Source organism: Arthrobacter sp. G.S.26, assembly GCF_050847375.1.
GTDB lineage: Bacteria > Actinomycetota > Actinomycetes > Actinomycetales > Micrococcaceae > Arthrobacter.
The window spans coordinates 2,672,598-2,691,718 of the sequence record NZ_CP193752.1 but is presented as its reverse complement, the minus strand read 5'-3'; the positions used below and the strand labels follow the sequence as shown (position 1 = coordinate 2,691,718).

The following is a 19,121-nucleotide window of genomic DNA, read 5'->3' as shown; positions in this document are numbered from 1 at the left end:
TGTCTCTCCTGAATTTACCGCATGGACCCCGCCGGGGCGGCCCGGCGGTTCAGTCGTCCAGGCAGGGGGCCGCGCCGGCGGTGCCCGGCGTGTTGGGGGCCCAGTGCGGGTAGGTCCGGGAATCGTTGGCGGGCACCCAGCGGCCTGCGTCCACCACGTAATCCCAGCCAAGGCCCTGGGTCCGGAGGGCAGAGATGCCGGCAAGGAGCCGTTCGGCGTCCTCAAGGCGGGAGCCCACACCAAAGCTGGCCCGCAGCGAACCGGACGGAAGGCCCAGCCGCTTGAGCAGGGGGTGGGCGCAGAAACGCCCGTCCCGGAGGCCCACGCCGTGCTCTGCGGACAGGTAGGCCGCCACCAGACCGGCGTCGTAGCCGGCCACGGAAAAGTTAACCACACCGATGGTGTCCGTCTCAGCGTTGGTGTCCTTGAAGATCTGGTGGACACTCACGCCCTCGATCTGCTGCAGCCCCGCCACCAGGTAGGACCGGATGGACTGTTCGTGGGCGTGCCATTCCTGCGGGTCCAGGGCGGCGATGACCTGCGTGGCACGTGCCAGGGTGGCGGCGCCGAGGACGTTGGGCGAGCCGCCCTCGTGCCGGGCCGGGCCCGTGGCCCAGCTGACGCCGTCGAGCCGTGCTTCCTTGACGGCACCGCCGCCGGCGAGGTGCGGTTTTCCGGCGTCGAGCCAGTCCGGGCGCCCCACCAGGACGCCGGAACCGAACGGGGCGTAGAGCTTGTGGCCGGAGAACGCGAGGTAGTCAACGCCGTCGGCGGTGATGTCTACCCGCCGGTGGGGTGCCAGCTGCGCGGCGTCCACCACAATCCGGGCGCCGTACTGGTGGGCCAGCGTGGCGAGGGCGCGGATGGGCAGGATTTCACCGGTGACGTTGGAGGCGCCGGTAACGGCCAGGAGGCTGACCCCGCCCTGCTCCAGTTCGCCGCGGACAGCGTCGATGGTGCCGGCCAGGGTGTCCGCGGCCACGATGCTCCGGTGCGGGACGCCCTGCCACGGCAGCAGGTTGGCGTGGTGCTCGATGTCCAGGTACAGGACGTCGCCGGTGGGCCGGCCGTCCGTGTTGGGCAGGCACCCTGCCAGGAGGTTCAGCGAGTCGGTGGTGTTGCGCGTGAAGATCACCGAGTCGTCCGGGCGGCCGCCCACAAAGTCCCGCACGATGTTCCGCGCGTTCTCGTACACGGAGGTGCTGATCTGCGAGGCGTAGCCGGCGCCACGGTGCACGCTGGCGTAGTAGGGCAGGATCTCGTTCAGGTAGGCGGAGACCAGGGACAGCGCCGGCGCGGAGGCGCCATAGTCCAGGTTCGCGTAGCGGACATGGCCACCGGCGATCAGCGGCGCCTGGATCTCGGCGCCGGTTACGGCGGCGAGGGGCCTGGCGGCGATGGAGTGGCCGGCCAAAACCGAAGGTGCGGCGGGCGCCAGCGAAGCTGCGGGGGAGACAGTGGCAGTTGTCATGGGGAATCCTCACGTTGACAGGACTCCCTGCAGGGAATCCGCGCTTGCCGTATCCATGTCCGGACCGGCCTGGTCGTCACCCGGGGCACCCCACCGCGAATGGAGGGTTGCCGGCCAGCAAACCGGGGTTTAGCGCTGGCACTCGTGACCTGCTTAAGAGCGTAGGACATGGTGCGGGGTGGTTTGAAGCCAGCCCGAATGTTAAGGGATTTGTTACGCCGCGCCCGTACGCCGGGGCTTTTGTCGAAGAACACGACGGCGGACGCCCCCATCCGGAGGCGTCCGCCGTATATTCTTCGGTCCAGGCAGTCCTAGAGGAGGTCGTCCAGCCCCGGGTTCAGGCGCCGCAGCACCTCGGAATGCAGGATGGAGTTTGTGGCCAGGGCGTTTCCGCCGAACGGGCCGTCCTGGCCCTCCAGGGAGGTAAACCGGCCGCCGGCTTCCACCACGATGGGGACCAGGGCGGCCATGTCGTAGAGATTCAGTTCGGGTTCGCAGGCAATGTCCACCGACCCCTCGGCGACCATGCAGTAGGACCAGAAGTCGCCGTAGGCGCGGGTCCGCCATACGTCCTCGGTGAGCCCCAGGAACTCGTCGAAGTTGCCGCGTTCCTTCCACCCGGTGAGGCTGGAGTAGGACAATGACGCATCGGAAAGGGTGGCGACGTTGGAGACGCGCAGCCTGGTGGCCGAGGCGAGCGAACGCCCCATGTAGGCGCCCATGTCTTTCGCCGCCCACCAGCGTTTGCCCAGCGCAGGTGCGCTGACCACACCCACCACCGGTTCGCCCTCGTCAACGAGCGCGATCAGGGTTGCCCATACCGGGACACCCCGGACGAAATTCTTGGTCCCGTCAATGGGGTCGATGATCCAGCGGCGTGAGCCGTGGCCGCTGCTGCCGAACTCCTCACCCAGGACGGCGTCGCGGGGGCGGGAGCGGGAAAGCTGGCCGCGGATGGATTCCTCAGCTGCCTTGTCCGCGTCGGTGACAGGCGTCAGGTCCGGCTTGGTCTCCACATGGAGGTCCAGGGCCTTGAAACGGCTCATCGTCTGGTCGTCCACGGAATCGGCCAGGACGTGGGCCAGGCGCAGGTCATCGTTGTAGCTGGAAGCGGATTGGATCATGGTTCCAAACTACCGTCTGGCGGCGGTTGTGCTGGGAGGCCCACGTCAGTTGACGCTGCCGAGTTCCTTGGTCTCCTGGGCTTCCAGGCGCGGATCCGCCCCGAGGAGCCGCCGCAGGGAAGAGAGCCGGGCAGCGCCGGTGGGACCTGCCTGGCCGGCGGCCACCCAGGCGTCCAGCCCGCAGTTCACGGCCGCTGCCGTGTGCTTGCAGCCGCGTTCGCAGGCATCGGTGCCGGGGGAGAGGTCCGGGAAGGAACGCAGGATGCGGTCCGGGTCCACCAGTGCCAGGCCAAAGGACCGGATGCCAGGGGTGTCGATGATCCAACTGCCGGCCGGCGCATCTGCCAGCCGCAGGGCCAGGGCGGAGGAGGATGTGTGCCGGCCGCGGCCGGTGACGGCGTTGACGCCGCCGGTGGCCCGCTCGGCTCCGGTCAGCGCGTTGACCATGGTGGATTTGCCCACGCCGGAGTGCCCCAGCATCACAGTGACGTTCCCGTGCAGGAAGGTCCGCAGCTCCGCTACGGCCTCGCTGTCCAGCCGGGCGGACAGGCCATCGTCTGACCTGGCGTCGATGCCCGATGCCTTATTGTCCGCGGTGCGGCTGATGATGACCGGGAAGTCCAGGTGCGCGTAATTGGACAGCAGGTCAGCGGGATCCTTGACGTCTGCCTTGGTGATCAGCAGGATCGGTTCGATCCCGGCGTCGTAAGCCGCCGCCAGGGCCCGGTCGATGAAACCGGTGCGCGGTTCCGGGTTGGCTGCTGCCACCACGATCACCAGTTGGTCGGCGTTGGCCACCACAGCCCGTTCCACGGGATCTGTGTCGTCCGCGCTGCGGCGCAGCAGCGTGCGCCGGTCCTGGATTTTCACCAGGCGCGCCAGCGTGTCCGGTTCGCCGGAAACGTCGCCCACCAGCGAGACAAAGTCGCCGGCCACCACGGGGTTGCGGCGCAGTTCCCGGGCGCGGGCGGCGATCACCACCCGTTCCGTAGCGGTGTCCTCACCCACCACCGCCGTGTAGCGGCCGCGGTCAACGGTGATGATCCGGCCAGTGACGGCGTCGTCGTGGCTGGGCCGGTCCTTGGTGCGGGGCCTGGAACCTTTTTTGCTGGGCCGGATGCGGACATCCGATTCGTCCCAAGAGTCAGTGCTGCGCGCCAACGCCTGTACCTTCCGTGCCGGTTCCGGCAGGAGAGCCCTGCGCCAGCATCGCGGTCCACAGGTCCGGGAAGTCGGGCATGGTTTTGGCGGTGGTGGCGATGTCCTCCACCTCGACGCCGGCGACGGCCAGGCCCAGGATGGCACCTGCGGTGGCCATCCGGTGGTCAGCATAGGAATGGACGACGCCGGCGTGCAGCGCAGCGGGGCGGATCACCAGGCCGTCGCTGGTTTCCTCGGCGTCGCCGCCCAGGCGGTTGATTTCCGCCACGAGCGCCGCGAGCCGGTCAGTTTCGTGGCCGCGCAGGTGCCCGATGCCGGTGAGCCTGGACGGGGTGTCTGCCAACGCGCACAAGGCGGCAACAGTGGGGGCCAGTTCGCTGGTGTCGGCGAAGTTTCCGCCCTTGATGCCGGAGCCTGCGGTGACGGTGAGGACCCCTTCCGTCAGCGAGACGCTGGCGCCCATGTCGGCCAGGATGCTGCGCCAGAGATCACCCACCTGCTGCGTGTTGGCGGGCCAGCCGGGAATCCGGACCGTTCCCCCGGATGCCAGGGCTGCGGCCAGGAAGGGCCCGGCGTTGGACAGGTCCTGCTCGATCCGCTGGTCGAAGGCCCGGATGGGACCCGGCGCCACCACCCAGTGGTTGGGCACGGAATCGTCCACCGAGACTCCTGCCTCACGCAGGACAGCCACGGTCATGGAGATGTGGTCAAGGCTGGGTACCGGCTTGCCCACGTGTTCCAGGTGGAGGCCTTCGGTGAACCGGGCCCCCACCAGGAGCAGGGCGGAGACGAACTGCGATGAGGCGCTGGCGTCGATCACCAGGTGGCCGCCGCGGACTTCGCCCGTGCCCTCAACGGCGAAGGGCAGCGAAGAGGGGGTGCCGCCGTCGTCCGCCGTGACCACAACACCGAGCGCCTTCAGCGCCTCGATGATGGTGCCCATGGGACGCTGCCGGGCGTGCGGATCGCCGTCGAAAACGCTGGTCCCCTGCCGCAATGCCGCGAGGGGCGGAACAAACCGCATCACGGTTCCGGCGAGGCCGCAGTCGATGGTTGCCGGGGCAGGCGGCGCGTCCTGCCGCAGCGGGACGACCTCAAGGTCGGGGCCGAAGCTGCCCTCACCCGGGACCTCCGTGATGGTGGCTCCCAGGCTACGCAGGGCCCCGATCATCAGCGCCGAATCCCTGGAGTGCAGGGGCGCCCGGAGCCGCGACGGCCCGTCGGCCAGGGCCGCCAGGACCAGGTACCTGTTGGTCAGGGACTTGGAGCCGGGGACCGTGACGGTGGCATCGACAGGATGCGTGGCGAAGGGGGCGGGCCAAAGCGGAACGGGTGTCCCGGCGGAGTCCAGGGTGGAGGCAGCGGCGGTCATTGTCGGTTTAGGCTCCCGTTGCGTGGTCCACGGCGCGGCGGACTGCTTTGTCAGCGGTGCGCAGCTTCCGGTTGGTGCTCCTGCGTGCGTCGGTGGCGAGGTGCGATGCGCCCTTGCGTGCGTCGGCTGCAAGGTGTTCGGCGCGCCAGGCCAGGCCCGGCTTGCCTGCGGTGTCCACGGATGCCAGCAGCGCCCCGCCGCTCAGGGAAAGGTTTTTCAACAGCTGGTTGCGGCGGTCCTGCCGGCCTTCCTTGCTGCTGATGTCAGCGCTGCGCCACTCCACAAACGTGTTGAGCAGGGAAATGACCGTCAGCAGGGTGGCCGAGACGCGCGAGAACTTACCCAGTCCGAACAGCACACCGGCACCCACCTGCGTTCCGCCGATCACGCGGGCCAGGGTGCGCTCATCCGCCTTGAAGGGCAGCGACGCGGCGGCCTTGCGGAGCAGCGGTGAGAGCTGCTGGGCGGTATCGTCGGCGTTCTTAAGCTTGTCCACTCCAGCAACAACAAAACTGGAAGCCAACATGGGCCGTGCGAGCGTGCGGAAAAAGGACATGGATTTCCTCCTGGGTGGACGGACCGCTCCGTCAGCGGCGCAAGGTGCAGATCCAGTCTTGCACTTTTGGGGAATATTTGCCCGCGGCCGGGGGTTGTTGAGAGCGGGTCCGGAAAGGCCGGACCGCCGGACGCAGAGCGGAGTTGGGCCTTGGCGCGGGTGTTGGATGGAATTGGAAAGGCGGGCCCGGTGGCCCTTGGCGCACTGGCGTCGGAGGCTCCGGGGTTCGGATCGCCGCGGGCGCAACGCCTGACAGTAGACTTGAACGCAATGAACACCCTGGATCCGGCCGTTTCGGCCATGTATGAGGCTTCGCAAGGCGAAGTAAAGGCCGGCGCCGCAGCGCAGCCTGAGTCCGTGCCCGCACAGGCGCCCGGCGCTTCAGCAGAGCAGGCCGGCGGGGACGTGGACGTGTCCACGGAGACCACCGACCAGCGCCGCGCCCGGTTTGAGCGCGACGCGATGCAGTATGTCGACCAGCTGTATTCCGCGGCCATGCGGATGGCCCGGAACCCGTCGGATGCCGAGGACCTGGTGCAGGAGGCGTACACCAAAGCCTTCTCCGCGTTCCATCAGTACCGGCCCGGCACCAACCTCAAGGCCTGGCTGTACCGGATCCTGACGAACACCTACATCAACCTCTACCGCAAGCGGCAGCGCGAACCCCTGCAGTCCAATTCGGACACCATCGAGGACTGGCAGCTGGCGCGCGCGGAGTCGCACACCTCCAGCGGGCTCCGCTCCGCCGAGGCGGAAGCGCTGGACCACCTGCCGGATTCGGACGTTAAACGCGCGCTCCAGGAGATTCCCGAAGAATTCCGCCTAGCGGTCTACTTCGCGGATGTCGAAGGGTTCGCGTACAAGGAAATTTCAGACATCATGAACACGCCCATCGGCACCGTGATGTCCCGGCTCCACCGCGGCCGGAAAATGTTGCGGGACATGCTGGGCGGATACGCTGCCGAGCGCGGATTCAAAACAGCCGTGGCCTCCAGGGACGCGGCGGAAAGCAAACAGGAGAGCGGGAAATGAGCGACTGCCAGGGATTGGGCGATTGCGACGATACGCGGATGCAGCGGATCTATGAGTACCTTGACGGGGCACTGACCCGTGAGGACATTTCGGAGATCAAGAACCACCTTGATGACTGCCCGGAATGCACAGAGCAGTACGACCTTGAATGCGTCATCCGCAACATGGTTAAGCGCTCGTGCACCGAGGCCGCCCCGGAGAACCTGAAGAACGCCATCCTGGACCGGATCCATTCGATCCGGCCCGTGGAAGCGTAGCCAAACCTGACATCAGGGGGTCTGCCCCCGGTGGCGCGGCCATACCGCGCGCCACAGCAAAGGACCCCGGCAGCCGAGTGGCTTCCGGGGTCCTTCGCTTGAACCGTGATACCTGGCGTGTGCCTAGGTGTTGGGGCGCTTACCGTGGTTCGCGCCGCCACGCTTACGGTCACGACGCTTGCGTGCACGCTTGCTCATAGCTGGCCTCCTTACATGTTGGTACTCAAAAGAGCTGCCCTCAAGTCTCCCACATGATCCGATGGCCCGCGAACCGGTGACCGGCGCGTGACCTGCGAGTCCGCAGCGGATTCAGGGCTTGGCCGGCGTTGCGGCGCAAGGCTGCGGGGGGAGTGCCGCACGGGCCTGCCGCAATCCGGCGGCCAAGGCGTCGAGGGTTGCCGGGTCCAGCGGCGCAGCGGCCGCCTGGCGGCGGAGATCAGCAAGGACGCCCTCCTGGAAGGCCTGCAGCAGCCCACCGGCTCCCCGGAGGATCGCCTCGCTCTGGGCATCCGGGCCGGCGGCAGCGTTGTCCCTGCCGGGGCGGCCTGCGAGGGCCGCTGTTGCCGCCGCAGCAAGATCCGCGCTGATCCCCAGCATGTTGCCCCGGACGTCACTGCCCAGGGTGCCGGCCAGCCGCCGGACGGACGCGGCGATGCCAGTCTCCACGCCCGCCAGCTCCTCACGGCGCCTGTTCAGTTCCGCCATCCCGGCGTCGGTGATCCGGTAGTTGGTGCGGCGACCAACTGCCTCGGTGGCCACCAGGCCCTCCTCCTGCAGTTTCCCCAGGCGGGGATAGATGGTTCCCGCGCTGGGCGAATATGTTCCGCCGAACCGGTCCCGTAGGGCCAGCATCAGGTCATAGCCGTGCTTGGGGCCCGCCTCGAGGAGGGCCAGCAGGTACAGGCGCAAGGCACCGTGGGCAAAAACCGGCGGCATCAGAGCCCGGTTCCGGCGCCCTCCGGAGCAGCCCGGTGGAGGATGGACGTCCGGCCGGACATCGAGTTGGTGCGAACCAGCATCAGCTGCCGGTCCGGGCCGGAAATGGTCTCCACGGTGCCGCTGACCTGCGCGTAGTGCTGGTCATCAATCACCACCGTACCGCTGGCTGTTTTGGCCACGATGTCGGCGCCCACGTCGTGGGGTAACAGCACTGTCAGGTTTCCGGACACCGAATTGGAGCCGAAATCATGGGTGTTGCCGAGGAGTTCGAACGTGAGGTCGCCGCTGACCGTGGTGGCCCGGACGTTGGTGAAATCCCCGGCGGCGTGGACCTCCCCGGAGACGCTCCTGGCAGTGAGGATGCCGTGGTGCCCGCTCACGGTGACGGTCCCGCTGACGGTGTTGACGTGCAGCTCCCCGGCGGTGTTTTCCGCTGCCACCGAACCCGACACAGTATTGAGCCGGGTGGGTCCGGTGACACCGCTGACCAGCCCGTCACCGCGGACAGTCCCCACTTCCACCTCCGTTCCGGCCGGAACGGTGAGGCGGATGGTGGCGGAGTTGGCGCTGGTGTGGTTCACCGTTTCCATCAGGTTCTTGAACCACCCTTGTGGCCCGTGCAGCTGGTGCCTGATTTCCAACCGACCACCGGATACAGTGACGTCCACGGGATCCCCGTGGACGTCACTGATGTCAACCAACACCCCCGGCTGGTCCCCGACCCGCACCTCGAACCTGCCCTGGATCATGCCCAGCTTCAGGGCGGACACACCATCGATATCGATGGCCTGCGGGCTTGTCACGGTCCAGTTCTGATCGGTCATTGATCCTCCAGAGGCGATATATCGTTTACTGGCTTCAACGTACCGGCCGGTAACCGGACCGTCAAGATATATCGCGACCGGCGGTGGTTACTCGGGGGCGTCCAGCTTGAGCCACTGGAACCAGCCGCGGTGCAGTACCAGCCAGGCCATCAGGCCATAACCGGCCTGGCCGGGGGTTCCCCCGTTGGCGGCGAGGTCCTGGCGCCACTGCTCGTGGTTCAGCAGGGGTGAAAACGTATCGACGTAAAGGTGCTTGCGCCGGGTGGAAACATCGGCGAAGGCGGTGTTCAGCTCATCCAGCCGCCGGTTATGGACCGGGTCAAGGGTGGGTGGCGGTCCCACCACAAACACCTCGACCCGGTTCTGCGAGGCAGAGTCCAGGATGTTGGCAAGGTTCAGCCGGCTGCGCGCGGTGGACAGGCCGAACTCAATATCCCGCCCGGACAGTCCGATGACCAGCCGGTTCTCGGCCTGCGGGCTGAAACGCCGGCCGGCCTCGTCGAGCCAGCGGGCTGCCAGCGCTTCCGTCCCCTCCTGGGGGCAGGGAAGTGAGTAGCTCTCCAGCAGAATCCCGTCCTGGGGAGTCCGTGCCAGGACGCGGCCCAGCCAGCCAAGTGCCCGCGGGTCACCCAACCCTGCCAGCAGTTCGTCTCCTACGGCTGCGATACGCAGCTTCCTGTCTTCCACACGTTCCTCTTTACTTCGGTGCCGGCCCGCTGTCCCCGTCGCAGCCACTGATGCGGTGGATCGAAGCGGCGCTGTCCATCCATTAAACAGAACTGCCCGGCCGGAGTCGGTATTTCGACGTCCGGCCGGGCAGCCTTAGCGGTTATTTCTGTGAAAAAGCCTGCTTAAGCAGCAGATCCTGCTCCGCAGCGTGGCGTTTCATGGAACCGGCTGCCGTGGAGGCAGATGCCGGCCGTGACACAAGCCGGACCTTGCGGTCCAGTGCGTCGGGCAGGTTCAGGCCAATGAACGGCCACGGTCCCTGGTTGGCCGGCTCATCCTGGGCCCATACGGCTTCGGCGTTCGGGTACTTGGCAAGTTCCGTGGCGATCTCCTCGTGCGGCAGCGGGTACAGCTGCTCCACGCGGACGATTGCGGTGGTCTTGTCGCCGGTCTTCTGCCGGGTGGACAGGAGATCGTAGTACAGGCGGCCGGATACCAGCAGGACGCGTTCGACGGCGTCCGCCGGCAGCTGCTCATGGTCCGGGATCACGGGCAGGAAGGTGCCGGTGGTGAAGTCCTCCACCGAAGATGCTGCGGCCTTGAGGCGCAGGAGCTGCTTGGGCGTGAAGATGATCAGCGGCTTCCGTGGCCGGCTGTACGCCTGGCGGCGCAGCAGGTGGAAGTGGGAGGCCGCCGTGGTGGGGTTGGCCACGATCATGTTCTGCTCGGCACACATCTGCAGGAACCGTTCGATCCGTGCGGAGGAGTGGTCAGGGCCCTGGCCCTCGTAGCCGTGCGGGAGCATCAGCACCAGCGAGGAACGCTGGCCCCACTTCTGCTCGGCAGAGGAGATGAACTCATCAATGATGGTCTGGGCGCCGTTGACGAAGTCGCCGAACTGGGCTTCCCACAGCACCAGTGCATCCGGGCGTTCCACCGAGTAGCCGTACTCGAAGCCCATGGCGGCGTATTCGGACAGCAGGGAATCGTAGATCCACAGCTTGGCCTGGTCATCGGACAGGTTGCCCAGGGGCAGCCATTCCTTGCCGTTGGCGCGGTCGTGGAACACCGCGTGGCGCTGGACGAACGTCCCGCGCCGCGAGTCCTGGCCGGCCAGCCGGACGGGCACGCCCTCCATGATCAGCGAACCGAAGGCCGCGATCTCGCCGAAGCCCCAGTCGATGCCGCCTTCACGGGACATCTGCTCGCGCTTCTCCAGGAGCTGCTTGAGCTTGGCGTGCACGGTGAAGCCTTCGGGGATTTCAACGTGTGCCGTGCCGATCCGCGCCAGGGTCTCCTTGGAGATTGCGGTGGAGGCCGGGGAGTTGATACCGAAATCGGACTGCTGGGCGTGCGGGCGCTCGATGTCCGAGACTGCTGCGGAGTCGGCCGTGATGATCGGGATCGGCGAGGTCTGGGCTGCGTGCGTTTCGGCGAAGACCCGCTCCAGCCGTTCCTGGTAATCGCGGAGGAGCTGCTCGGCTTCTTCCTCGGTGATGTCACCGCGGCCGATCAGCGACTCTGTGTACAGCTTGCGGACGGAGCGCTTGGCTTCGATCAGGTTGTACATCAGCGGCTGGGTCATCGAGGGGTCGTCGCCCTCGTTGTGGCCGCGCCTGCGGTAGCAGACCATGTCGATGACAACGTCCTTGTGGAACCGCTGGCGGAACTCGTAGGCGAGCTGGCCGATGCGGACCACTGCTTCGGGATCGTCGCCGTTCACGTGGAACACCGGCGCCTGGATCATCTTGGCAACGTCGGTGGAGTACGTGGAGGAACGGGAAGAGGACGGCGCGGTGGTGAAACCAACCTGGTTGTTGACCACTACGTGGATGGTGCCGCCGGTGCGGTAGCCACGGAGCTGGGAGAGGTTAAGTGTCTCCGCCACCACGCCCTGGCCGGCGAAGGCTGCGTCACCGTGCACCATGATGGGCAGCACGGGGAAGGATTCGCCCTGGTCCAGGCGGTCCTGCTTGGCGCGGACGATGCCTTCGAGGACCGAGTCCACAGCTTCAAGGTGGGACGGGTTGGCAGCCAGGTAGACCTTGGTCTCCTTGCCGTTGTCCGAGGTGAAGGTCCCTTCGGTGCCCAGGTGGTACTTCACGTCACCGGAGCCCTGCACGGAGCGCGGATCCTGGGTGCCTTCGAATTCGCGGAAGACCTGGGCATAGGTCTTGCCGGCAATGTTGGTGAGCACGTTGAGCCGGCCACGGTGGGCCATACCGATCGCAACCTCGTCCAGGCCGTCGTCGGCTGCGTCGGACATGATGGCGTCCAGCAGCGGAATCAGGGATTCGCCACCCTCAAGGGAGAAGCGCTTCTGGCCCACGAACTTGGTCTGCAGGAACGTCTCGAAGGCCTCGGCAGCGTTGAGCTTCGAGACGATCCGGAGCTGCTCTTCACGGCTGGGCTTGGAGTACGGATGCTCCAGCTGGTCCTGGAACCACTTGCGCTCGTCCGGGTCCTGGATGTGCATGTACTCGATGCCGGTGGTGCGGCAGTAGGCGTCGCGGAGTACGCCGAGGATGTCGCGGAAGGCGAGCATCGGCTTGCCGCCGAAGCCACCCGTGGGCCATTCGCGGTCCAGGTCCCACAGGGTGAGGCCGTAGGTCAGGACATCGAGGTCCGGGTGCTTGCGCTGGACGTATTCCAGCGGATCGGTGTCCGCCATCAGGTGTCCGCGGACGCGGTAGGAGTGGATCAGCTGCTGGATCCGGGCGACCTTGTTGATTTGGTCGGCGGGGTCCACCTGCAGGTCCGGGCTCCAGCGCACGGGCTCGTACGGAATCCGCAGGGATTCGAAGATCTCGTCGTAGAAGCCCTGCGCGCCGAGCAGGAGCTGGTGCACCAGCTTGAGGAACTCGCCGCTCCCCGCGCCCTGGATGACCCGGTGGTCGTACGTGGACGTCAGCGTGAGGACCTTGCTGATGGCGTTGTGCGCGATGATCTTTTCGCTGGCACCCTGGAACTCGGCCGGGTAGTCAAGGGCGCCGACGCCGATGATGGCGGCCTGGCCCTTGGAGAGCCTGGGTACGGAGTGGACCGTGCCGATACCGCCGGGGTTGGTCAGCGAAACGGTGGTGCCCTGGTGGTCGTCAGCGGTGAGCTTGCCGGCCCGGGCCCGCTTGATGAGGTCCTCGTAGGTGTGCCAGAACTCGGCGAAGTTGAGGGTTTCGGCCTTTTTGATGTTCGGGACCATCAGCAGGCGGGTGCCGTCGGGCTTGGGCATGTCGATCGCAATGCCGAAATTCACGTGGGCAGGCTGGACCGCGGAGGGCTTTCCGTCCACCTCGTCATAAAAGACGTTCATCGACGGGAACTGGGCCAGGGCCCGGATCACGGCATAGCCGATCAGGTGCGTGAAGGAAACCTTGCCGCCGCGTGCGCGGGCCAGGTTGGAGTTGATCACCACGCGGTTATCTATCAGCAGCTTGGCGGGGATGGCGCGCACGCTGGTGGCCGTGGGAACCTCAAGGCTGGTGACCATGTTGGTGGCGATGGCCTTGGCCGGGCCGCGGAGGACGGAGACAACGTCCTCTTCCGGTGCTGTGGGCGCCTTGACGTTCTTGGGCAGCTGCGCCGGGATGGGCTGGGCGCCATTGCCCGCACCGGTCTTCTTGCCGCCATCGCGGGCTTCTGTTGCCGGGGCCTTCTTCACGGGAGCTGCGGCAGAAGCCGGCGCAGCCGCGGCCGGCGCTGCGGCGGGTTTGGCCGGAGCGGCCGCAGGCGGTGCTGCCGGTGCCGGCGGGGCAGCGGCCTTCACCACCGGAAGTTCCCGGGTTGCGGGGTTGGCTTCGACGTGGCCCGAATGTCCATTGGAAGAAGAACCGCTGCCGGAGCCGAAAGATTCAAACAGCGGCCACCACTTGGAGTCCACCGCGTTCTTGTCCTCTTGGTACTGCTCGTACAGTTCGTCAACGAGCCACTCATTTCCGCCAAATTCCTCTGGTAGACGGTGGCTAGGCTGCTCTGGCACTTGAAATACGCCTCTTCCATGAGTTTGATTTCCCTCCGGCCAACGGTGCTTAAGCACTGCGGTTGAGCCGGCCTCTGCGTCCTCTGAACCCAGACCTCTGCAAGTCTAGTGAGCATCCTGTGTTAACTGCCAATAAGGGTGACCCAAATCATGACGTGACGCCGGTGTACGGGAATATGGCGGGCCGCGCCGGTGTTGCGCCGGCCGCAGGAGTGGCGGCGTCCGCCCGCCGGGACCAGCGCCGCGGACCCGGCAGGCGGCGGTGCCGGGTCCGGACGGCCATAAGGGCTCCTGTAGACTGAAGCCCTTATGGACAGTAAATCTAGGTGCCGGCCTGGGGGCTGTCAGCGGAGCATTAAGAGCAGCACCGCGCAGTCCACCCGCAGAGCCGGCAAACCCCGAACACGTTCCCATTCCCCAGCGGCCCAGCAGCCGTCCGGGACCCGCCAGGGCAGGTCGGCAACAGCTGACCATCCCCCTCCGGCCAGGCCGTTGTTCCGGCCCAGGGCTTCGCGGTTTTGCCGCGCTACGCAGGCCCGCCGGGCGGGATGCTGAGTGGAATGGATTTTCCTTGCAGCAGGCTTGCTGCTGATCGCCGGGACCGGGTTCTTTGTCGCCGTCGAGTTTTCCCTGATCGCCCTGGACCAGCCCACCGTCCAGCGCGCCGTTGACAACGGCGACACCGGCGCCGTGCCCCTTCTTGCGTGCCTGAAATCGCTGTCGACGCAGCTCTCCAGCTGCCAGCTGGGCATCACCCTCACGACGCTCCTCACGGGCTACGTGATGGAACCATCGGTGGGCAAACTCCTGGAAGGCCCGCTGGCCGCCGTCGGACTTCCCGACGTTGCCGTGGCCTCCATTTCGCTGGCCCTGGCCATGGTGCTTGCCACCCTGCTGTCCATGCTGCTGGGCGAACTGGTGCCCAAGAACATGGCCATTGCGCTCTCCTTCCAGGTGGGCAAGGCCCTGGCCCGTCCGCAACTGATGTTCACGGCCGTGTTCAAGCCGGCGATTGTGGTGCTCAACGGATTCTCCAACAAAGTCCTCAACGTTTTCGGGCTCGAGGCCAAGGAGGAAATCTCCGGCGCCCGCACCCCCTCGGAGCTTGCCTCCCTGGTGCGCCGCTCAGCGGCCATGGGAACGCTCGACGCCGGGACGGCAAACTTCGTTGCCCGCACCCTGAACTTTTCCACGCGGACGGCGGCGGATGTTATGACGCCCCGGATCCGGGTGGAAACCATCGACGCCAGCCAGCCCGTCTCTGACATTGTGGACGCCGCGCGCCGGACCGGGTACTCCCGGTTTCCGGTGATCGGCGATTCGGCGGATGACATCAGGGGCCTGGTCCACGTCAAAAAAGCCGTGGCAGTGCCCTGGGACCGGCGGCACAAACTCGAAGCCGGTGCCATCATGACCGAGGTGTTGCGGGTACCCGAGACCATCCATCTCGACGCGCTCCTCGCCGAACTGCGCGAGGGGAACCTTCAACTGGCAGTGGTCCTGGACGAATACGGCGGCACAGCCGGCATCGCCACCCTCGAGGACCTCGTGGAGGAAATCGTGGGGGAGGTGGCCGATGAGCACGACAAGGTCCGCCCCGGTCTGCTGCAGAGTGCATCGGGGGACTGGTACTTCCCGGGCCTGCTCCGGCCCGATGAACTTTCCGAACAGGTCCCCGGGCTGACCGTCCCTGACGAAGCAGCCTACGAAACTGTTGGCGGTTACGTGATGAGCGAGCTGGGCCGGATTGCCACCGTGGGAGACACCGTGCCCGTGGGTGGCGGCGTCCTGAGCGTCACCAGGATGGACGGGCGCAGGATCGACCGGATCTGCTTCCGGCCGGCCGCCCCGGACCCCGAAGAGACCACCAACGACAGGAACCAGGCATGAGCGACTGGGCCGGAATACTTTGGCTGGCTGTCCTGCTGCTTGGCAACGCCTTTTTTGTGGCCGCTGAATTTGCCGTGATGTCAGCCCGCCGCAGCCAGATCGAACCGCTGGCCGAGGCAGGTTCCAAACGGGCGCAGACGACCCTGAAGGCCATGGAGAATGTCTCGCTGATGCTCGCCTGCGCCCAGCTGGGCATCACCGTGTGCTCCCTGCTGATCCTGCTGGTGGCCGAACCGGCCATCCACCACCTGCTGGCGGTGCCCATGGAGACCCTGGGCGTTCCCATGGAGGTCGCTGACGTTGCCGCGTTTGTGGTGGCGCTGATGCTGGTGACGTTCCTGCACGTGACCTTCGGCGAGATGGTGCCCAAAAACATTTCCGTTTCCGCCGCGGACAAGGCAGCCCTGTTCCTGGCGCCGCCGCTGATGTTTATTGCCCGGCTGGTCAATCCCGTCATCTCGGTCCTCAACTGGTCCGCCAACCACATCCTGAAGCTGCTCCGGATCGAGCCCAAGGATGAGGTGACGTCCTCCTTCACCCTTGAGGAGGTGCAGTCGATCGTCCAGGAGTCCACCCGCCATGGGCTGGTGGATGACGACGCCGGCCTCATCACCGGGGCACTGGAGTTCTCCGAACACACGGCGCAGGACATCATGGTGCCGCTGGGTGAACTGGTGATGCTCAAAGCAGCCACCACCCCCGTGGAGTTCGAGAAGGCTGTCAGCAGGACCGGGTTCTCCCGGTTCCCCATGCTGGACGACGAAGACCTGCTTTACGGCTACCTGCACGTAAAAGATGTGCTCTCCATTCCCGACTCGGCGTACGGCGAAGCCATCGCCGAAAGCCGGGTCAGGTCGTTGGCCAACCTGGCCCTCGACGACGAGATCGAAAAGGCGATGTCCGTTATGCAGCGCACCGGGTCGCACCTGGCCCGCGTGATCGGCCCCGACGGGAACACCAGGGGTGTCCTGTTCCTCGAGGATGTGATTGAACAGCTCGTGGGCCAGATCCGTGATGCCACGCAGGCAACGGGCATCCGCCGGTTGGGCCAGCCCAACGGGGCCTGACCGGCCCCGCCCGGCGTCCGCGGCTTATACCTAAATAGGAATCATTCCTATTTAGGTATACGCTGGACGGGTTGTCCTCTCCTCCTGATTGAAGGTTTTTTCGTGCGCCGTCCTGCCGCTGCCCACACTTCCCTCGCCGCCTTTGCCGGCCTTGGCCTCCTGCTGGCGGGCTGCGCCGCGCCGCAGGCTGCGACCGAGTCTGCGGCGGACGGGATTTCCGTGGTGGCCTCCACCAACGTCTACGGGGATATCGCCCAGGCCATCGGTGGGGACGCCGTCAGCGTCACGGCCATCATCAACAAAACCAGCCAGGACCCGCACTCCTACGAGGCCACGGCACAGGACAGGCTGGCGGTTTCCAAAGCAGACCTGGTGATCGAAAACGGTGGCGGCTACGACGACTTCGTCACAACCCTGACCAAGGACAGCAGCCTTGCCGACGGCAACATCCTGAACGCCGTGGACATCTCCGGACTGGACGATCACGGCGACGCGACGGCGGAGGCCACGGCAGGCGGCGCAGCCGACGCCGAAGACCATGACCACGACCACGGCGCCTTCAACGAACACGTCTGGTACAGCCTGCCTGCCATGGAGAAACTCGCGGACAGCATTGCTGCACGGCTCACCGAACTGGACCCCGGTTCGGCAGCCACGTTCGAGGCCAATGCCGCATCCTTCAAATCCGCTGTGGAAAAACTCCACGGCAGCCTCGACGCCCTCAAAGGCGCCGGTGCCGGCAAGCAGGTTGCCGTCACCGAACCTGTGCCGCTCTACCTCCTGGCGGATGCAGGCCTGGAAAACGCCACCCCCGAGGAATACACGGCCGCCATCGAGGAAGGCACGGACGTTCCGCCCGCTGTTCTCAAGACGGCGACTGACCTGGTGTCAGCCAAGACGGTCCTGCTCCTTGCCTACAATGAGCAGACCGAGGGCCCGCAAACCGAAGCCCTGAAGAAGGCAGCCGAATCCGCAGGCGTACCGGTCGTTGACTTCAACGAGACGCTGCCTGAGGGCAAGACGTACCTGCAGTGGATGACGGACAATGTGGAGAAGATCAGCAAAATTCTGGAGAATAAATAGTTGAAACCCGCGGTCAGCCTCACCGGCGCCTCCCTCAAGTTCGGTCAGCGGGCGCTTTGGGAGGACCTGGACCTGGATATCAGGCCCGGGGAGTTCTTTGCTGTCCTGGGTCCGAATGGAAGCGGCAAAACCAGCTTCCTCAAGGTCCTGCTGGGACTTCAGGACCTGCATCACGGAACGGCCACCCTTGGCGGTCACCCCGTGGAGCGCGGCAGCAACCTGATCGGCTACATCCCGCAGCAGAAATCCTTCGCCCCGGATGTTCCCATGCGTGCCCGGGACCTGGTTGGCCTGGGCGTGGACGGCCACCGCTGGGGATTCCGTTTCTCCGCAGCCAAAGTGAACCGCCGGATTGACGAGCTCCTGGAACTTGTCGGGGCCACGGAATACGCCAAGGTACCCGTCGGCCAGCTCTCCGGCGGCGAGCAGCAACGGCTCCGCGTGGCCCAGGCCCTCGCCACGGACCCGCAGGTGCTGCTCTGCGACGAGCCATTGCTTTCCCTTGACCTGCACCACCAGCAGGCCGTGAGCGCGCTGATCAACAAGCAGTGCCATAAAAAGAACAGCGCAGTAGTGTTTGTGACCCACGAAATCAACCCCGTGATCGACTATGTGGACCGCGTCCTGTACCTGGCCGGCGGCCGGTTCCGGGTGGGCGCCCCCGAGGAGGTCATGACCACCGAGGTACTTTCCGACCTCTACGGCAGCCACGTCGAAGTGATCCATGCCAACGGCAGGATCGTGGTGGTGGGGCTCCCGGATGCCACCACGCACCATCACAGTGCCGGCCGGGAACTGGCAGGGGACGCCGCCTGATGGACCTCGACAGCATCCTCGGAGCCATCTTCAGCTTTGATAACTACGGCGAACTGCTGGTCCTGGTCCAGAACTCCATCTGGGCCGGTGCCGTCCTGGGCCTCCTGGGCGGGCTGGTGGGAACGTTTGTGATGAAGCGCGACCTGGCCTTTGCAGTGCACGGCATCTCCGAACTGTCCTTTGCCGGGGCAGCCTTCGCGCTGCTGATCGGTACGGACGTGGTTTTCGGTTCGCTGATCGGCTCCGTCGCCGCCGCGCTGCTCCTGGGCCTGATGGGGGTCCGTGCCCGGGACAAAAACTCAATCATCGGCGTCATCATGCCGTTCGGCCTGGGGCTGGGCATCCTGTTCCTCTCGCTGTACGAGGGCCGTGCCGCCAACAAATTCGGTTTGCTGACCGGCCAGATCGTGTCCGTGGACACCGTCCAGCTGCAGGCCCTGGCCGGGACCGCCGTGGTGGTGATGCTGGCGCTTTTTGCGATCTGGCGTCCGCTGAACTTCGCCAGTGTGGACCCCGAGCTGGCGGAGGCCCGCGGTGTTCCCGTCAGGACACTGGCGCTGGTGTTTATGGTGCTGCTGGGCGTCAGCGTTGCCTTGTCCATCCAGGTGGTGGGTGCCTTGTTGGTCCTCGCCCTGCTGATCACCCCTGCGGCCGCGGCCTTGAGGGTGACCTCAAGCCCGGTGGCCGTGGTGCTGCTGAGCGTGGCGTTCGCGGTGGTGGCCACCGTGGGCGGGATCCTGCTGGCGCTGGGCGGCCGGATCCCCATCAGCCCCTACGTGACCACGCTGTCGTTCCTGATTTATGCCGTGTGCCGGGGGATCGGCGCTTTCCGGGCCCGCAGGGGGCTCAACGGCCGCGTACTGCAGGGCGCCTGAATTGCTGCC

Annotated in this window: 18 protein-coding genes and 1 riboswitch; of the genes, 7 read left to right on the top strand and 11 right to left on the bottom strand. The window is 66.2% G+C overall.

Annotation, left to right across the window (positions count from 1 at the left end):
• Positions 1 to 49 precede the first annotated feature (49 nt).
• From ACRB8A_RS12285 to ACRB8A_RS12265, 5 genes are all read right to left on the bottom strand, one after another.
• Entirely contained in the window at positions 50 to 1,471 is a 1,422-nt protein-coding gene (locus tag ACRB8A_RS12285) for an aminotransferase class V-fold PLP-dependent enzyme (protein WP_050685645.1), read from the bottom strand.
• A gap of 35 nt (positions 1,472 to 1,506) precedes the next feature.
• A riboswitch (SAM riboswitch) is annotated at positions 1,507 to 1,621 on the bottom strand.
• A gap of 161 nt (positions 1,622 to 1,782) precedes the next feature.
• A complete protein-coding gene (gene hisN, locus ACRB8A_RS12280; protein ID WP_050685646.1) occupies positions 1,783 to 2,595 on the bottom strand; it encodes a histidinol-phosphatase in 813 nt (270 codons plus the stop codon).
• Between the two features lie 45 nt (positions 2,596 to 2,640).
• Complete coding sequence (gene rsgA, locus ACRB8A_RS12275; RefSeq protein ID WP_432244790.1) at positions 2,641 to 3,756, bottom strand: ribosome small subunit-dependent GTPase A; 1,116 nt, start codon at positions 3,754 to 3,756, stop codon at positions 2,641 to 2,643.
• Entirely contained in the window at positions 3,740 to 5,128 is a 1,389-nt protein-coding gene (aroA, locus tag ACRB8A_RS12270; protein WP_432244789.1) for a 3-phosphoshikimate 1-carboxyvinyltransferase, read from the bottom strand. Before aroA ends, rsgA begins: the two co-directional genes overlap by 17 nt.
• 7 nt (positions 5,129 to 5,135) lie before the next feature.
• The gene (locus tag ACRB8A_RS12265; protein WP_050685649.1) at positions 5,136 to 5,684 is read right to left on the bottom strand and encodes a DoxX family protein; all 549 of its coding nucleotides are present in this window, start codon (positions 5,682 to 5,684) and stop codon (positions 5,136 to 5,138) included.
• A 270-nt stretch (positions 5,685 to 5,954) separates the two neighbouring features.
• Here ACRB8A_RS12265 and ACRB8A_RS12260 point away from each other — a divergent pair, with 270 nt between their 5' ends.
• Positions 5,955 to 6,716: a sigma-70 family RNA polymerase sigma factor gene (locus ACRB8A_RS12260; RefSeq protein WP_082178296.1), complete on the top strand. Its 762-nt coding sequence runs from the start codon at positions 5,955 to 5,957 to the stop codon at positions 6,714 to 6,716.
• The gene (gene rsrA / locus ACRB8A_RS12255; protein ID WP_432244788.1) at positions 6,713 to 6,973 is read left to right on the top strand and encodes a mycothiol system anti-sigma-R factor; all 261 of its coding nucleotides are present in this window, start codon (positions 6,713 to 6,715) and stop codon (positions 6,971 to 6,973) included. The genes ACRB8A_RS12260 and rsrA overlap by 4 nt, the downstream gene beginning before the upstream one ends.
• Before the next feature lie 123 nt (positions 6,974 to 7,096).
• Here the strand turns inward: rsrA and ACRB8A_RS12250 are convergent, their stop codons facing one another.
• The 6 genes from ACRB8A_RS12250 to ACRB8A_RS12225 all read right to left on the bottom strand — a co-directional run bounded on the left by ACRB8A_RS12250 (position 7,097) and on the right by ACRB8A_RS12225 (position 13,664).
• Positions 7,097 to 7,171: a 50S ribosomal protein bL37 gene (locus ACRB8A_RS12250; protein ID WP_369299106.1), complete on the bottom strand. Its 75-nt coding sequence runs from the start codon at positions 7,169 to 7,171 to the stop codon at positions 7,097 to 7,099.
• Between the two features lie 111 nt (positions 7,172 to 7,282).
• Positions 7,283 to 7,909 carry a PadR family transcriptional regulator gene (locus ACRB8A_RS12245; RefSeq protein ID WP_432244787.1) on the bottom strand — a complete coding sequence of 209 codons (627 nt, stop codon included), beginning with the start codon at positions 7,907 to 7,909 and terminating at the stop codon, positions 7,283 to 7,285.
• Complete coding sequence (locus ACRB8A_RS12240; RefSeq protein WP_432244786.1) at positions 7,909 to 8,736, bottom strand: DUF4097 family beta strand repeat-containing protein; 828 nt, start codon at positions 8,734 to 8,736, stop codon at positions 7,909 to 7,911. Before ACRB8A_RS12240 ends, ACRB8A_RS12245 begins: the two co-directional genes overlap by 1 nt.
• Before the next feature lie 87 nt (positions 8,737 to 8,823).
• Entirely contained in the window at positions 8,824 to 9,423 is a 600-nt protein-coding gene (locus ACRB8A_RS12235; protein ID WP_157370901.1) for a GDSL-type esterase/lipase family protein, read from the bottom strand.
• A gap of 142 nt (positions 9,424 to 9,565) precedes the next feature.
• Positions 9,566 to 13,381: a multifunctional oxoglutarate decarboxylase/oxoglutarate dehydrogenase thiamine pyrophosphate-binding subunit/dihydrolipoyllysine-residue succinyltransferase subunit gene (locus ACRB8A_RS12230; protein WP_056597225.1), complete on the bottom strand. Its 3,816-nt coding sequence runs from the start codon at positions 13,379 to 13,381 to the stop codon at positions 9,566 to 9,568.
• A 148-nt stretch (positions 13,382 to 13,529) separates the two neighbouring features.
• The gene (locus ACRB8A_RS12225) at positions 13,530 to 13,664 is read right to left on the bottom strand and encodes a hypothetical protein (protein WP_432244785.1); all 135 of its coding nucleotides are present in this window, start codon (positions 13,662 to 13,664) and stop codon (positions 13,530 to 13,532) included.
• A gap of 272 nt (positions 13,665 to 13,936) precedes the next feature.
• On the opposite strand from ACRB8A_RS12225, the gene ACRB8A_RS12220 reads away from it, so the two are divergent.
• From ACRB8A_RS12220 to ACRB8A_RS12200, 5 genes are all read left to right on the top strand, one after another.
• Positions 13,937 to 15,271 (top strand): hemolysin family protein, encoded by a 1,335-nt coding sequence (locus tag ACRB8A_RS12220; RefSeq protein WP_050685656.1) that lies wholly within the window; start codon positions 13,937 to 13,939, stop codon positions 15,269 to 15,271.
• Positions 15,268 to 16,338: a hemolysin family protein gene (locus tag ACRB8A_RS12215; protein ID WP_432244784.1), complete on the top strand. Its 1,071-nt coding sequence runs from the start codon at positions 15,268 to 15,270 to the stop codon at positions 16,336 to 16,338. Before ACRB8A_RS12220 ends, ACRB8A_RS12215 begins: the two co-directional genes overlap by 4 nt.
• Positions 16,339 to 16,440: 102 nt before the next feature.
• A complete protein-coding gene (locus ACRB8A_RS12210; protein ID WP_432244783.1) occupies positions 16,441 to 17,421 on the top strand; it encodes a metal ABC transporter solute-binding protein, Zn/Mn family in 981 nt (326 codons plus the stop codon).
• Positions 17,422 to 18,237, top strand: coding sequence for a metal ABC transporter ATP-binding protein (locus tag ACRB8A_RS12205; RefSeq protein WP_050686840.1), 816 nt, complete (start codon positions 17,422 to 17,424; stop codon positions 18,235 to 18,237).
• A complete protein-coding gene (locus ACRB8A_RS12200; protein ID WP_050686838.1) occupies positions 18,237 to 19,112 on the top strand; it encodes a metal ABC transporter permease in 876 nt (291 codons plus the stop codon). Before ACRB8A_RS12205 ends, ACRB8A_RS12200 begins: the two co-directional genes overlap by 1 nt.
• Positions 19,113 to 19,121: the final 9 nt, after the last annotated feature.